Below are 14051 nucleotides of genomic sequence, written 5' to 3' on the forward strand. Positions count from 1 at the left end.
TATCGCCGCACATAAGGCATGGTTTTTCACTCTTTTTTACATCCCGACGTTGCCGATTTCGCTTTTCCCGTCCATACTCATTTTGCTTTTTGCTCCGTTATGGTAACGGCGCATCTTGTTTGAGACAGGGAGAAGAGCAATGAAACTGTTTAAAGTCCTGGCAGGCATGCTGACCACAATGATGGTGGCGCTGACTCTGAGCGCCTGTGCGCCTACCGCGAAGCAGGAAGGCACCGGCGGTTATATCGACGACACGGTGATCACCACTAAAGTCAAAGCGCAGTTACTTAACGACGACCAACTTAAATCACGTGAAATTAACGTCGAGACCTTCAAGGGACGCGTGCAGCTAAGCGGATTCGTCAGCTCGCCGCAGATGGCCAGCCGTGCGGTGGAAGTAACGCGCACCGTGAAGGGTGTGACCTCTGTAGTCAACAATATGCAGATTAAGTAAGATCAAAAAGGCCGCGAGTCGCTCGCGGCCTTTTTGTTAGAAGCGGTAGCCTGCGCCGAAGAAGAAGACCCAAGGGGCGATGCGCGTGCTGATATTGTGCTACTCCCCGCCCGCCTTGAATTTCACTTCGGTATCGATATCCATATACCAGAGCGATGCGTTCAGCATCCAGTCGCGGTTGATCTGATAGTCAAGCCCCACCTGACCCGCTACGCCCCAAGAATCTTTCACGCTCAGATCGCTTAAGCCCGCGTTGCGACCGGTCTGGTTGAAGTCGGCATCGTAGAAAGCGGCATAGTTAACACCGACGCCCACATACGGACGCACCCTTTCTGCAGCTGTCAAAAAAGCAGCACTGCGCCATCAGGGTCGGCGGCAGCTGGCGCACCGTGGCCAGCGCGCCGATGGCCGCCAGGCCAACCTTGTGGCGGAACGGCGTCGCCGCCAGCAGCTCCACGCCGATATGATCGGTCGCCATCCAGGTAAAGGTCAGGCCCTGCTGGGTATTGTTGCTGACGTCGAACGACCCCATGCCGAGACGTTGTCGGAGCCTTCGGTAGGACGCACGGTCGCGCTGCCCACGCGCATAAAGAAATCGCCCGCCTCGTGCGCCAGCGCCAGTTGAGGTAATGCCATTGCCAGTAAAAACGCGCATTTTGTCAGTTTCATGATCACGCCTTTGCACCAGAAAAAATCGAAAAATTATGGTGTGATGTTGTTGTGGGCAACGTTCTAGCGCGATTTAAGCAAAATTGCATATCAATCAATCGAGTTTAAGCACTTAAAAAAACAATGGATTGACTTAGGTCAATTTTACTGACTCAGGCAGTCCGCCAATTCCGCTTGAAGAAATTTATCTGCGTGATTATTTTGCTGTTTCCCGTGTTGATTTTGGTTCGATGACTCAAGGAGTGGCGGGCGATCAAATGAGCGATAATCTTAACCCTTGTATGACCTGCGGCGCCTGCTGTGCCCATTTTCGCGTCTCTTTTTACTGGGCCGAAGCGGATGACGCCGGCCGATGCATGCCGGTCGCGCTGACGGAGCCTCTGAGCCTGATGATGCGCAATATGCGCGGCACCAACGACCGCACGCCGCGCTGCAGGGCGAGCCGGGCGGCTGCGTCTCCTGCGGCATCTATGCGCAGCGTTCGTCGCCCTGCCGGGAATTCGCCATGTTCGGCTAGGGGGACGTACTGAATGAAGCCTGCGATCGCGCTCTGCGCGCGCTACGGTCTGCCGCTCCTTTTTCACCCTTCTTTACCTTCCATGACAGAAAGTTATCGCGCGGCGGGTGCCAGCGCCGGGTCAGACCATGTACAATCGCCAAGTTAATTAACCCGGTTCCATCAAGGAGAATACATGACTATCACGGCAAGCTCGTTATACCGTGACACAGGAAATTTCTTCCGCCATCAGCTGCTGACCATCGTGCTGATGTCGTTACTGACCGCGTTTATCACGGTCATTCTGGTGCACACCTTTACGCCCGGCAGCAAACAGATGGCGCAGCTGCAGCAAGGCGACAGCAGCGCCTCGTCGCTGTTCGAGCTGGTGCAGAACATGTCGCCGGAGCAGCAGCGCATTCTGCTGCGTGCCTCGGCGGCGGGCACGTTCGCCGTGCTGATAGGCAACACCCTGCTGCTGGGCGGCATGCTCTGCCTAATCCAGCTGGTTTCCGCCGGTCAGCGCGTCAGCGCGCTGCGCGCCATTGGCGCCGCCGCGCCGCTGCTGCCGAAGCTGCTGCTGCAAACCTTTTTGATTACGCTGGTGGTACAGCTGGGCTTTATGGTGCTGATGGTGCCGGGCGTGATCCTTGCGATTCTACTGTCGCTTTCACCGGTGATCCTCGCCAGTGAAAAGCGCGGCGTGCTGGCCTCAATGCGCGCCAGTAGCCGTCTCGCGTGGAAAAACGTCAGGCTGATCGCGCCGGCGATTATCCTCTGGCTGCTGGCGAAAATGGCCATTCTGTTCGCCTCGTCGTCGCTGACCGCACTGCCGGACAACATACTGGCGGTGGCGATCACCGCCATCGGCAACCTGATTTCGGTGCTGCTGGTAATCTATCTGTTCCGCCTTTATATGCTGGTCCGCTAAGTCCGCCGCGCCTGCGGGCGCGCGGCTTCTGATTTTGCCTTAACTGGAATGTCTATGAAGCAGTTACTCGATTTCTTTCCTTTAGTGGTCTTCTTTATCTTCTATAAGCTGTACGACATCTTCGTCGCCTCCGGCGCGCTGATTGCCGCCTCCGGCCTGGCGCTGGTGGCGAGCTGGGTGCTCTATCGCAAGGTGGAGAAGATGACCATCGTCACCTTTGTGCTAGTGGCGGTGTTCGGCACCCTGACGCTGGTTTTCCACAACGATGAGTTTATCAAGTGGAAGGTGACGGCGATCTACAGCCTGTTCGCGCTGGCGCTGCTTTACAGCCAGTTCTTTATGGCACAGCCGCTGATCAAAAGCCTACTGGGCAAAGAGATCCAGCTGCAGGAAAGCAGCTGGCGTCGTCTCAACGTCGCCTGGGCGCTCTTCTTCCTCGCCTGCGGTCTGGCGAATATCTACGTCGCCTTTTGGTTGCCGGAGGCCTTTTGGGTTAAATTTAAGGTGTTCGGTCTGACCGTCCTTACCCTAATCTTCACCCTGCTCAGCGGACTCTACATTTGGCGACGGATACCGCAACAAGAAGAAAAATAACAAGCCCAATCTTGCCGGGCACGGCTGGCGCAGCGCGCCTTCACCTGCATAAGAAGCGAAGCAATGGACGACAAACAGCAATCATTTTCAATAAGCGTTAATAAATGGTCAGAAATTAGCACCGTTTAACCCCGTCTGCGGCAATGCCATCTTTCGTTTGCACTCTTATTGACAATACTTTACCGTGTTGCCAAAACAGAATGAGCCAATGGGAGCTTGAACATGCTGTACATCATTTATGCCGAAGATAACGCTGATTCTCTGGAAAAACGCACTTCGGTGCGCCCCGCCCATCTGGCGCGCCTGCAACTGCTGCAGGATGAAGGCCGTCTGATCGTCGCCGGTCCGATGCCGGCCGTCGACACCAACGATCCCGGCGTGGCGGGCTTTACCGGCTCCGCTATTATCGCCGAGTTCAGTTCGCTGGAAGCAGCACATTCTTGGGCCGAAGCGGACCCCTACGTCGCGGCGGGCGTCTACAGCAACGTTACCGTGAAGCCCTTCAAACGCGTCTTCTGATCGCTGAACCGGTAAGCTATCGATGGCTTCTGCAGCAGCAGAAGCCATTTTTATTTCCCCTGACGGAGCAGGCAACATGAAATGGCTGATTATGGCGCTGCTGGCGCTGGTTATCACACTGATTATCGGCGCCCTGCTGCTCTGGCGCCGTTATGGCTGGCGGCAGAAAAAGCACCTGATCGTGATGCTGATTGTGATAGCGGCGGCGCTCCAGCTGGTGAATGTGGTGCTGGTAACGAAAGGCACTTGAAAAAAAGCCGCCTTTTCAGGCGGCTTTTTCACATATTCTGCGTGATAAAGAGTATCGAACGGCGCTGCTGCTGCGCCATCTGGTGGCGAATGGCATGAATACGGCTGTAGCGACGCGACTGCCCCTCTAACCAGCAGGCGCGGCGGCGATGCGCCTGACGAAAAATTCTCCAGCGGGACACTTCATTTCTGCTTTTTTTCATAACTTCTCTCCAGCTTTACTCTCACGCGGCCGCATTATAAACATCTGCGCGCCAATGCCAACTCGGATCTCTTATCGAACCGCAACGGCGATTTGGGGTTTCACTGCTGCCTGACAGCACGTAAACTTCTCAGATCAAGCGCGAACAGGATATCCACTTAATGAGCACTTTTTATACATTAATCAGCTGGTTGCTGCTGTTTGGCTACTGGTTGCTGATTGCTGGCGTCACGCTGCGCATCCTGATGAAGCGTCGCACGGTGACCTCGGCGATGGCCTGGCTGTTGATTATCTACATCATTCCGCTGGTGGGCATCATTGCATACCTCTCCTTTGGCGAACTCCACCTGGGCAAGCGGCGGGCGGAGCGCGCGCGCACCATGTGGCCCGCGACGGCAAAGTGGCTCAACGATCTGAAGCAGCGCAGCCACATCTTTGCTACCGAACACAGCGACATGGCGCGCTCGCTGTTTCAGCTGTGCGAGAACCGTCAGGGCATCGCCGGGGTAAAAGGCAACCAGCTGCAGCTGCTCACCAGCTCAGATGACGTGATGCAGGCGCTGATCCGCGATATCCAACTGGCGCGCCACAATATTGAGATGGTGTTCTATATCTGGCATCCCGGCGGGCTGGCGGATGAGGTAGCCGAGTCGCTGATGGCCGCCTCGCGGCGCGGCGTGCACTGCCGCCTGATGCTCGACTCCGCCGGCAGTGTCACCTTTTTCCGCAGTCCGTGGGTCGGCATGATGCGCAACGCCGGCATTGACGTAGTAGAGGCGCTGCAGGTCAGCCTGCTGCGCGTGTTTCTGCGCCGCATGGATCTGCGCCAGCACCGCAAGGTGGTGCTGATCGACAACTATATCGCCTATACCGGCAGCATGAACCTAGTAGATCCGCGCTTCTTCAAACAGGAGGCGGGCATCGGCCAGTGGATCGATCTGATGGCGCGCATGGAGGGGCCGGTGGCCACTACCATGGGCATCGTCTACAGCTGCGACTGGGAGATCGAGACGGGCAAACGCATTCTGCCGCCGCCGCCCGACGGCAATATCATGCCCTTTGAGCGCGAGAGTGGCACGGTACAGGTAATCGCCTCCGGCCCCGGCTTTCCGGAAGATATGATCCATCAGGCGCTGCTGACCGCCGTCTACGCCGCGCGCGAGCAGCTGATTATGACCACGCCCTACTTTGTGCCGAGCGACGACCTGCTGCATGCCATCTGTACGGCGGCGCTGCGCGGCGTCGAGGTCAGCATTATCGTGCCGCATCATAATGACTCGCTGCTGGTAGGCTGGGCGAGCCGCGCCTTCTTCAGCGAACTGCTGGAGGCGGGCGTGCGCATCTACCAGTTCGAGGATGGCCTGCTGCACACCAAGAGCGTGCTGGTGGATAGGCAGCTGAGCCTGGTCGGCACTGTTAATCTCGATATGCGCAGCCTGTGGCTCAACTTTGAGATTACGCTGGCGGTGGACGACGCCGGCTTCGGCAGCGATCTGGCCTGCGTGCAGGATGACTATATCGCCCGTTCGCGTCTGCTGGATGCCGCGCGCTGGTCAAAACGTGCCTGGTGGCAGCGCATCGTCGAACGACTGTTTTACTTCTTTAGCCCTTTACTGTAAAACGAGCGGAAATTGCAACGCGCCCGATGGGCTGACAGGACCGAACATGGATTCAAACAACCGTCTTACCAAAGATGAAACGCTGGAACAGGCCTACGATATTTTTCTCGAACTGGCCGGCGACAATCTCGATCCGGCGGAGATCATTCTTTTCAACCTGCAGTTTGAAGAGCGCGGCGGCGCCGAGCTGTTCGATCCGTCGGAAGACTGGAAAGAGCATGTCGACTTCGATCTTAATCCCAACTTCTTCTCTGAGGTGGTGATCGGTCTGGGCAACGCGGACGGCGAGCAGATTACCGACGTCTTCGCGCGCGTGCTGCTCTGCCGCGAGAAAGACCACAAGCTGTGCCATATTCTCTGGCGCGAATAACATTCGACAGATAAACAGGAGACCGCATGGCGGAAGCTCTCCTCCAGCAGCGGCCACGTTTTGGCGCACTCCGGACCGGTGATGGGACAGCGCGTGCGGAACACGCAGCCCGACGGTGGATTGATCGGCGAAGGCAGCTCCCCCTCTGGCAGCTGGATCTGCTTGTTCTTCTCCAGATCGGGATCGGCACCGCTGACATCAGCGCGCGCGTATAAGGATATGCTGCGGGTTGTTGTACACCGTGTCATAGGTGCCCAGCTCCACTGCATGGCCGAGATACATCACCAGTATGCGGTCGGAGATATGCTTCACCACCGCCAGGTCGTGCGCGATAAAGATCATCGACAGCCCCATTTCGCGCTGCGCAGCTGCTGCTGCAGGTTCACCACCTGCGCCTGAATCGACACGTCGAGCGCCGACACCGGCTCGTCGCAAATAATCAGCTTCGGCTCGAGGATCAGCGAACGGACGATGCCGATGCGCTGGCACTGGCCGCCAGAGAACTCATGCGGATAAAGGTTGATCAGGTTCGGCAGCAGGCCCCCACCTTCATCATCATATTTTTGACGCGCTCTTTGATCCCCTGATGCGCCATCTCTGGATGATAGGTGCGCAGCGGCTCGGCGATGATATCGCCGATGGTCATGCGCGGGTTCAGCGAGGCGAACGGATCCTGTAAAATCATCTGGATATAGCTGCGCGCCTTGCGCCACTCCGCCTCGCTCTGGCCGAGCAGATCGCTTCCCAGCCACGCCACGCGGCCGTCGGTCGCCTTGACTAGGCCGATGATGGCGCGCGCCAGCGTTGATTTGCCACAGCCGGACTCGCCCACCACGCCTAAGGTTTCGCCCTCATAGAGGCGCAGGCTGACGCTATCCACCGCCTTCCGCGATTAGGGACAGCTCTGCGGCAGGCGCAGCAGGTTCGGCGGGTTGCCGGGAATGGTGGTCAGGCTTTCCCCTTCCGCATCCAGACGCGGCATGGCGTTCAGAAGGCCGATAGCGTAAGGGGGCGCCTGCTGGTAGAAGACGTCGCGCGTGCGGCCATACCCCATGGTGCGCCCGGCATACATCACCAGCACTTTGTCGCAGATGCCCGCCACCACGCCGAGATCGTGGGTGATCATGATAATCGCGGTATTGAACTCGCGCTTCAGCTCGTTGAGCAGCGTCATAATCTGCGCCTGCACGGTAACGTCGAGGGCAGTGGTCGGCTCGTCGGCGGTCAGCATTCGGCCGACAGAGCAGTGCCATGGCGATCATCACGCGCTGGCGCATGCCGCTGGAGAACTCGTGCGGGAACATTTCCTACAGGTTGAGGATCTCCTTGCCGTTGAAGAGCCGCCGATGCGGCCGTTTTTCGCCAGCAGTCCCATCAGCGCAAAGGCTGTCTGCGACTTGCCGGAGCCGGACTCGCCGACGATGCCTAGGGTTTCGCCGGCACGTAGCGAAAAGTTCAGGTCGTTGACCGCGGTAACGTTGCCGTCGTGCGTCTGGAAGGTGACGCGCAGATCCTTCACCTCCAGTAACTGGTCGCTTCCCGCGCGGGCCGCCATCGCTGGCTGGAATTCATGGATAGTCATCGGGAAACTCCTTAAAGATCTTTCGGGTCGAGGGCGTCACGCAGGCCATCGCCGATAAAGTTGAAACAGAACAGCGTCACCACTAGAAAGCCAGCCGGAAACAGCAGCAGCCACAGCGAGACCTCCATCGAGTTGGCGCCGTCGCTGAGCAGCGCGCCCCAGCTGCTGAGCGGCTCCTGAGTGCCGAGGCCGAGGAAGCTCAGGAAGGATTCGAACAGGATCATGCTCGGCACCAGCAGCGAGGCGTAGACCACCACCAAGCTGAACACGTTCGGCACGATATGGCGCAGCACGATGCTGCCTGTGGAGACGCCGCCGACGTGCGCCGCTTCGATAAACTCTTTGCGCTTTAGGCCCAGCGTCTGGCCGCGCACGATACGCACCATGTCGAGCCACGACACCATGCCGATCGCGGCGAAAATCAGCAGGATATTGCGCCAGAAAAAGGTCACCAGCAGGATGACGAAAACATAAACGGAAAGGAATTCAGGATCTCCAGAATACGCATCATAACCGAGTCGGTTTTGCCGCCGAGGTAGCCGGCAATCGAGCCGTAGAGCGTGCCGACAATCACCGCGATCAGCGCTAAAGCGATGCCGACCATCAGCGAAATACGGCCGCCGATGGCGACGCGCACCAGTAGATCGCGCCCCGAGGAGTCGGTGCCGAACCAGTGGCCAGAAGTGGTTGTCCGGCGCGGCTGACATCATGCCCCAGTCGGTGTCGTCATAGGCGAACTGCGAGAACAGCGGCGCGAAAATCACGAACAGTGTAATCACCAGCAGCACCAGCAGGCTGATCAACGCCGCGCAGTTATGGATAAAACGGCGGCGCGCATCCTGCCACAGGCTGCGCCCTTCCACTTCCAGCTTTTCGCTGAAGGCATCCAGAGCGTCGCTGTTTTTCTTACTCAACATCATCGCGAGCTCCTCTCTCAGTAACGGAGTTTCGGATCGATTACGGCATAGAGCACGTCGACGATCGCGTTGAAGATAATGGTCAGTACGCCCACCAGAATGGTCAGGCTCATCACCAGTTCAGCGCGCCGTTGACAAACAGCTAGCCGATGCCCGGCAGGCCATAAATCGACTCGATCACCATCGAGCCGGTGATAATGCCGACAAAGGCCGGGCCGAGACAGGAGAGCACCGGCAACAGCGCGGGCTTGAGCGCATGCTGCACACGATACAACGCAGCGGCAGGCCTTTGGCGCGCGCGGTGCGGATATAAAGTTAGAATGCATCACCTCAATCATCGAGCCGCGGGTAATGCGTGCGATGCTGGCGATATAGGCGAGCGAAAGCGCGCCACCATCGGTAGCACCGCACCATATAGCGCAGCTGGCCGCCGGGCAGCTATTTCAGGGTAATGGCGAACAGTAGCACCAGCAACAGCGCCACCACAAAACTGGGTATCACCACGCCGGTCATGGCGAGCCCCATAACCCCATAGTCCCACAGGCTGTTCTGCTTCAACGCCGCGATCACCGCCAGCACAAAGGCCGCGAGGCCGAGCTTGGGGACACCGGGAAGGCGTGCGCGACCAGGTAGTTAACCGAGTAGTCTTTGTATTTGAACGACGGCCCGAAGTCGCCGTGCGCCAGCTGGATAAGGTAGTCCAAGTATTGCTTGCCGATGGGATCGTTGAGGTGATACTTCGCCTCGATATTGGCCATCACCTCGGGCGCGAGTGTGCGTTCGCCGGTAAAGGGGGCTGCCGGGCGCCAAGCGCATCATAAAGAAGGAGATGGTGATGAGCACGAAGAGCGTGGGATGGGAAACGCTTCAAGCAGTCGACGCAGGATGAATTTTAACATTGCCATATCTACAGGCTTATTGCTTCACAAAACGTACAAAGTACATAAAGGCGGCGCGCCAGGCGCCGCCATTGCCGGTAGCCTGAGTGCTATTAGTATTTGATAATGTAAAAGTTCTTGTCGAGCGTCTTGTCCAGCGGATCTTTGCCGGTGTAGCCGCCAACGTAAGGCTTCACCAGACGCGCGTTCACGTAGTAGTAAACCGGTACGATGGTGCTGTTCTTGTCCATGATTTGCTCCGCTTTGGCATAATGCGCTTCACCAAGATTTTTTCGTTGATCACCCTGTCGCTGAGCAGATAGGCGCCGTTGCCGACATAGCCAGGCATCGCCCCACTTTTCCACCGTTGCTGCGTTGACCGGCGACATCGCCGTGTTCGCCAGCATGAAAATAAAGTACGGCACCGGCTCGCTGAGGGTAACCTGCAGATGACGATCGTCCAGCGCCTTCATCCCAAGGCTCTCCGGCCCAGAATAGCGTCAATCTGGCTGATATGCGCCGCCTGCAGGTAGCTGGCGTAGGGCGAAGCGGTTTTTGGATCGGCAAGGCGTCGCCAGCTGTAGACAAAATCGCGCGCGGTCACCGGATCGCCGTTGCTCCAGCGGGCGTTATCGCGCAGGGTAAAGGTCCAGACTTTGCCGCCCTCGTTTTGCCAGCTCTGCGCCACACCCAGCACGATCGCGCCGTTATTGTCGGTAGTGACCAGCCCTCCTTCTAGCAGATTCGAAATAATGCGCGACTCCGGCACACCTTCATTTTTTGCGGATCTAGCGTCGATACTTCCGTGCTGTTATTAATCACCATCTGCTGCGTGACGGCTAATACTGTTCCCGGTGGTACCGCGGCGGCGTGCCCGGCACCGGAGGCCATTATCAAAGCGAGAACCAGCGGCGTTATCTTCCATTTCATCAAAAAAGTTAACCTTATTCATAAACCCTTTAGCCCATAAGCAAGAAGTGTTCTCACTTTGAGACCAAATGGAAAAAACTTGTGCGCCGAAAATTAGCAGAACGCTAGGCCCGCCGACAAAGTAAAATAACAAAAATGTTAACTAATTCTCTTTTATCATGTCTCCATGACAAAAGGTAGCGTTAATTTTTACGCTGAGATAATGTCTAGCATGATGTTAATCAAGGCTATTTTAACAGGCGGCGTCGCTTACGCTTTGTTCTGCGCGCTTTTTTGTCGCCTTTGCGCAACCCTTATGCGGTTTTCTGATTTGGAAAGATAAAAGCGTCTGTTCACGCGCCCGGCGCTATTTTTTGTCACAGCATTTGCACGATGGGCACATTTTTATGGTGTGAAAATATTCACATAGCGGCGGCGTTTTTTATGCGCCCGTGAGTTAAGAAACAAAGCTAATAACGGCAGGGCTGAGTTAAGCAACAGGAATAAAAACGCGGTAATGGTGCAAAAGTTTTACACTTTTGCACCAAAATAATGCAAAGGCAATTTCCAGCTGAAAATTAAGCGGCCATCAGGCCCGGGAAAAGCGCCCGAATACCGGTAACGACAAATTCGATGCCCAGCGCCATCAGCAGCAATCCCATAATACGTGTAATCACGTTGATGCCGGTCTGGCCGAGTAAGCGCACCATCAGAGGCGCGGCGCGGAACAGCAGCCAGCAGCAAAAGGCGAAGAGCGCAATCGCCACGCTGAAGCCCAGCAGGTTTTGCCAGCTGTGGTAGCGCGTGCTCCAGACGATAGTGGAGCTAATCGCGCCCGGCCCCGCCATCAGCGGCAGGGCGAGCGGCACCACGCCGATGCTCTCTCGGATCGCCGTTTCCGACTTCTCCTGCTTGTTCTGCTTATCCTCACCCAGCTTGCCGCTGATCATTGACATGGCGATGGTGACCACCAGAATGCCGCCCGCAATGCGGAAGGAGTCAATGGAGATGCCAAAGATATGCAGAATGGCGTCGCCGAGAAACAGCGAGGTCCAAAGAATAACCGCCACCGCCAGGTTGGCGGTCATATTGGTTTTATTGCGTTCTGCCACCGCCTGGTAGCTGGTCATGCTGATAAACACCGGAATAATGCCGACGGGATTCACCAGCGCGAACAGGCCAACAAAGAATTTGATATAGCCCGAAAGATCAAGCAAAGCAGGGTTCAAGGTTCGCTCCGATGAGAAAAGGGAAAACGCGCTTAATTTACGCAAAAATCGGCCGGTTAACCAGCCACAGGAACAGAAAATTCTGCTGTGACAGCGCCGCAGCGCGAGGCGGTTATGCCAGAGGAACGCGTGGGCGAAGAGGAAAACGGGCACGTCCGGCGCGTTAACATTCATGAACAATGTAGGGGCGCCCTTCTGGATCGAGCCGCCAAACAGTTCGCCGCGGAAGTCGGTGCGCAGCCCATAGCAGAGCACCGGAATATCGAGATCGTCCACGACGTCGGAGAGCGCCTTGACCTGCTCACGCGTCAGAAACTGACACTCATCTACCAGCACGCAGTGAACGGGCTGGCGCGCATGCTCTGCGGTAATCTCCTCATCCAGACGCGTTTGCGTATTAAACAGCGCCGCCAGCGATGAGAGGCCAATACGCGAACTGACTTTACCGCTGCCTAATCGATCGTCGATTTCGGAAGTGTAAACCAGCGTTCTCATTCCGCGTTCCTGATAATTGTAAAAAGACAGCAATAATACTGTGGATTCACCGGCATTCATTGCGGAGTAATAAAAATAGAACTGAGCTATTAACAGGGTTTCTCAAAGCATTGCTGACCTAATGTGATGGCAGAATTCTACCACAGCCTCGCGAAATTATGCCGTCGATTATATTACGCAAATTGCTTACAATTTCGTCACTCCCATTCGCAGAGGAAAATCGCTTCGGCTTTTTTTTAATCTTGCCTACGGCGGTTATCTTATTTTGATTAAAGGTCAAAAAAGAAATTAATTATCACTATTTTTCGCCTGCTTTATTTTTACTATTGCAGTAATTTTTCGCCAACACTATTATTAGCTAGCATAACACCGCTTCATTAATATATTCAGAGAACTGAACAATGAGCGAAGCCCTAAAAATTATTAATAATATCAGCACATTACTCGCACAGGCTAGAGAGTGTTCACTTGAAACGCTGGAAGAAATGCTGGAAAAACTCAAAGTCGTGGTTAATGAACGCCGCGAAAAAGAGAGTCATGCAAAAGCGGAAACCGAAGAGTGCGCGCGTAAACTTGAGCAATACAGAGAAATGCTGCTGGACGATGGAATCGATCCCAATGAACTGCTGAGCACAATATCTGAAACCAAAGCGCAGGAGAAAACTAAACGCGCTGCACGCCCGGCGAAATATAAATATGTCGATGAAAACGGCGAAACCCGCACTTGGACCGGCCAGAGACGCACGCCAGCCGTAATCAGAAAAGCAATTGAAGAACAAGGTAAACAGCTGGACGATTTCCTGCTGCAATAATTACAGGGCTTCTGATATTTGGGTCACCATTGAGTGCGTGACCCACAGAATTATCCAAGGAAAGGAAAGGAAAGGAAAGGAAAGGAAAGGAAAGGAAGCGAGCGCTTCCTTTTTTCAGACCTTATAAAATTCCCGATACCACTCGACGAAGCGTTTTACGCCCTCTTCCATGCTGGTGTGCGGTTTAAAACCGATAGTGTCGAAAAGCGCCTGCGTATCGGCGTTGGTCTCCAGCACATCCCCAGGCTGCATCGGCAGCATGTTCTTTTGCGCGGTCACGCCCAGCGCTTTTTCAATCGCTTCGATATAGGTCATCAGACTGAGCGGCTGGCTGTTACCAATATTATAGACGCGGTAAGGTGCTGAACTAGTTGCCGGCGAACCGTTCTCAACCGTCCAGCTCTCATCTTTTTGCGGGATGACATCCTGTAGCTGCACGATTGCTTCGGCGATATCGTCGATATAGGTAAAGTCGCGCTTCATCTCGCCGCGGTTATATACGTCAATCGCTTCGCCCACAATCATGGCGCGCGTAAATTTAAACAGCGCCATATCGGGACGTCCCCACGGACCGTATACGGTAAAAAAGCGCAGCCCGGTAGTTGGCAGCTGATAAAGATGCGAATAGGTGTGCGACATCAGCTCATCGGCTTTTTTCGTCGCCGCATAGAGCGATACCGGATGATCGACGCTGTCATCGGTGGAAAACGGCATCTTGCGGTTCAGGCCATATACGGAGCTGGAGGAGGCGTAGAGCAGATGCTCGATTCTATGGTGGCGACAGCCTTCAAGAATATTTAAGTGGCCGATCAGATTCGCGTCGGCATAGCCGTGAGGATTATCGATGGAATAGCGTACGCCCGCCTGGGCGCCCAGATGAATAACGCGTTGAAAAGCATATTGCTCGAACATCGCGGCAATCGCGGCGCGATCGGCCAGCTCCATCTGGATAAAGGTAAAGCCAGGGTGCGAGTTTATTAGATCGAGCCGGGCCTGTTTCAGACTGACATCATAGTAATCGTTAAGATTATCTATGCCGACAATCTGGTGACCGGCGGCAAGCAAGCGTTGAGTGACATGGAATCCAATAAATCCTGCGGCGCCGGTGACCAGAATGTTCATAAAT

The 14051-nt window shown here is 55.6% G+C and carries 12 protein-coding genes and 8 pseudogenes; 9 read left to right on the forward strand and 11 right to left on the reverse strand.

Translation table 11 applies throughout. From position 1 onward, the window contains the following. Window positions 1–139: 139 nt before the first annotated feature. Window positions 140–454 (forward strand): BON domain-containing protein, encoded by a 315-nt coding sequence (locus EIO60_RS02295; protein ID WP_258575806.1) that lies wholly within the window; start codon window positions 140–142, stop codon window positions 452–454. Window positions 455–490: 36 nt separating this feature from the next. On the opposite strand, the pseudogene ompW reads toward EIO60_RS02295, so the two are convergent. Next, window positions 491–1123 (reverse strand): annotated as a pseudogene (gene ompW, locus EIO60_RS02300) (outer membrane protein OmpW). Window positions 1124–1380: 257 nt separating this feature from the next. On the opposite strand from ompW, the pseudogene EIO60_RS02305 reads away from it, so the two are divergent. The 5 genes and pseudogenes from EIO60_RS02305 to EIO60_RS02325 all read left to right on the forward strand — a co-directional run bounded on the left by EIO60_RS02305 (window position 1381) and on the right by EIO60_RS02325 (window position 3913). After that, window positions 1381–1788, forward strand: a pseudogene (locus tag EIO60_RS02305) (YkgJ family cysteine cluster protein). Between the two features lie 27 nt (window positions 1789–1815). Beyond that, window positions 1816–2550, forward strand: a complete 735-nt coding sequence (locus tag EIO60_RS02310; protein ID WP_258575807.1) for a YciC family protein — start codon at window positions 1816–1818, stop codon at window positions 2548–2550. A 54-nt stretch (window positions 2551–2604) separates the two neighbouring features. Beyond that, window positions 2605–3144, forward strand: coding sequence for a septation protein A (locus EIO60_RS02315; protein WP_258575808.1), 540 nt, complete (start codon window positions 2605–2607; stop codon window positions 3142–3144). Window positions 3145–3366: 222 nt separating this feature from the next. After that, a complete protein-coding gene (locus EIO60_RS02320) occupies window positions 3367–3663 on the forward strand; it encodes a YciI family protein (RefSeq protein ID WP_258575809.1) in 297 nt (98 codons plus the stop codon). A gap of 76 nt (window positions 3664–3739) precedes the next feature. Then, entirely contained in the window at window positions 3740–3913 is a 174-nt protein-coding gene (locus tag EIO60_RS02325; RefSeq protein WP_258575810.1) for a hypothetical protein, read from the forward strand. Between the two features lie 28 nt (window positions 3914–3941). Here EIO60_RS02325 and EIO60_RS02330 read toward each other — a convergent pair whose 3' ends face one another. Beyond that, entirely contained in the window at window positions 3942–4115 is a 174-nt protein-coding gene (locus EIO60_RS02330; RefSeq protein ID WP_258575811.1) for a YciY family protein, read from the reverse strand. A 160-nt stretch (window positions 4116–4275) separates the two neighbouring features. Here EIO60_RS02330 and cls point away from each other — a divergent pair, with 160 nt between their 5' ends. Then, window positions 4276–5733 carry a cardiolipin synthase gene (gene cls, locus EIO60_RS02335; RefSeq protein WP_258575812.1) on the forward strand — a complete coding sequence of 486 codons (1458 nt, stop codon included), beginning with the start codon at window positions 4276–4278 and terminating at the stop codon, window positions 5731–5733. A 46-nt stretch (window positions 5734–5779) separates the two neighbouring features. Continuing rightward, complete coding sequence (locus EIO60_RS02340) at window positions 5780–6103, forward strand: HI1450 family dsDNA-mimic protein (protein WP_258575813.1); 324 nt, start codon at window positions 5780–5782, stop codon at window positions 6101–6103. Between the two features lie 2 nt (window positions 6104–6105). On the opposite strand, the pseudogene oppF reads toward EIO60_RS02340, so the two are convergent. The 8 genes and pseudogenes from oppF to EIO60_RS02380 form a co-directional block, all read right to left on the reverse strand. Beyond that, window positions 6106–6989, reverse strand: a pseudogene (oppF, locus tag EIO60_RS02345) (murein tripeptide/oligopeptide ABC transporter ATP binding protein OppF); the annotation flags it as partial. 9 nt (window positions 6990–6998) lie between these two features. Then, window positions 6999–7685: pseudogene (locus tag EIO60_RS02350) on the reverse strand (ATP-binding cassette domain-containing protein); the annotation flags it as partial. 11 nt (window positions 7686–7696) lie between these two features. Beyond that, window positions 7697–8605, reverse strand: a pseudogene (gene oppC / locus EIO60_RS02355) (oligopeptide ABC transporter permease OppC). A gap of 14 nt (window positions 8606–8619) precedes the next feature. After that, window positions 8620–9501 (reverse strand): annotated as a pseudogene (gene oppB / locus EIO60_RS02360) (oligopeptide ABC transporter permease OppB). Window positions 9502–9593: 92 nt separating this feature from the next. After that, on the reverse strand, window positions 9594–9731 hold the full coding sequence (locus tag EIO60_RS16440) for a hypothetical protein (RefSeq protein WP_374058105.1): 138 nt from the start codon (window positions 9729–9731) through the stop codon (window positions 9594–9596). A gap of 23 nt (window positions 9732–9754) precedes the next feature. Further along, window positions 9755–10410: pseudogene (locus EIO60_RS16445) on the reverse strand (ABC transporter substrate-binding protein); the annotation flags it as partial. 557 nt (window positions 10411–10967) lie between these two features. Next, on the reverse strand, window positions 10968–11618 hold the full coding sequence (locus tag EIO60_RS02375) for a YchE family NAAT transporter (protein WP_258576042.1): 651 nt from the start codon (window positions 11616–11618) through the stop codon (window positions 10968–10970). A 210-nt stretch (window positions 11619–11828) separates the two neighbouring features. Beyond that, window positions 11829–12209, reverse strand: a pseudogene (locus EIO60_RS02380) (thymidine kinase); the annotation flags it as partial. A gap of 305 nt (window positions 12210–12514) precedes the next feature. Between EIO60_RS02380 and hns the strand changes: the two are divergent. Further along, window positions 12515–12925: a histone-like nucleoid-structuring protein H-NS gene (gene hns / locus EIO60_RS02385; protein WP_258575816.1), complete on the forward strand. Its 411-nt coding sequence runs from the start codon at window positions 12515–12517 to the stop codon at window positions 12923–12925. A 114-nt stretch (window positions 12926–13039) separates the two neighbouring features. Here hns and EIO60_RS02390 read toward each other — a convergent pair whose 3' ends face one another. Continuing rightward, the gene (locus EIO60_RS02390) at window positions 13040–14047 is read right to left on the reverse strand and encodes an NAD-dependent epimerase (protein WP_258575817.1); all 1008 of its coding nucleotides are present in this window, start codon (window positions 14045–14047) and stop codon (window positions 13040–13042) included. Window positions 14048–14051: the final 4 nt, after the last annotated feature.

Origin of the sequence: Candidatus Pantoea persica, from assembly GCF_013753875.1 — a bacterium.
Classification (GTDB): domain Bacteria; phylum Pseudomonadota; class Gammaproteobacteria; order Enterobacterales; family Enterobacteriaceae; genus Pantoea; species Pantoea persica.

Excerpts from the sequence above, each read along its gene's own strand:
- EIO60_RS02295 (WP_258575806.1), top strand. The coding sequence starts at position 140 with ATGAAACTGTTTAAAGTCCTGGCAGGCATGCTGACCACAATGATGGTG.
- EIO60_RS02310 (WP_258575807.1), top strand. The coding sequence starts at position 1,816 with ATGACTATCACGGCAAGCTCGTTATACCGTGACACAGGAAATTTCTTC.
- EIO60_RS02315 (WP_258575808.1), top strand. The coding sequence starts at position 2,605 with ATGAAGCAGTTACTCGATTTCTTTCCTTTAGTGGTCTTCTTTATCTTC.
- EIO60_RS02320 (WP_258575809.1), top strand. The coding sequence starts at position 3,367 with ATGCTGTACATCATTTATGCCGAAGATAACGCTGATTCTCTGGAAAAA.
- EIO60_RS02325 (WP_258575810.1), top strand. The coding sequence starts at position 3,740 with ATGAAATGGCTGATTATGGCGCTGCTGGCGCTGGTTATCACACTGATT.
- EIO60_RS02330 (WP_258575811.1), bottom strand. The coding sequence starts at position 4,115 with ATGAAAAAAAGCAGAAATGAAGTGTCCCGCTGGAGAATTTTTCGTCAG.
- cls (WP_258575812.1), top strand. The coding sequence starts at position 4,276 with ATGAGCACTTTTTATACATTAATCAGCTGGTTGCTGCTGTTTGGCTAC.
- EIO60_RS02340 (WP_258575813.1), top strand. The coding sequence starts at position 5,780 with ATGGATTCAAACAACCGTCTTACCAAAGATGAAACGCTGGAACAGGCC.
- EIO60_RS16440 (WP_374058105.1), bottom strand. The coding sequence starts at position 9,731 with ATGGACAAGAACAGCACCATCGTACCGGTTTACTACTACGTGAACGCG.
- hns (WP_258575816.1), top strand. The coding sequence starts at position 12,515 with ATGAGCGAAGCCCTAAAAATTATTAATAATATCAGCACATTACTCGCA.
- EIO60_RS02390 (WP_258575817.1), bottom strand. The coding sequence starts at position 14,047 with ATGAACATTCTGGTCACCGGCGCCGCAGGATTTATTGGATTCCATGTC.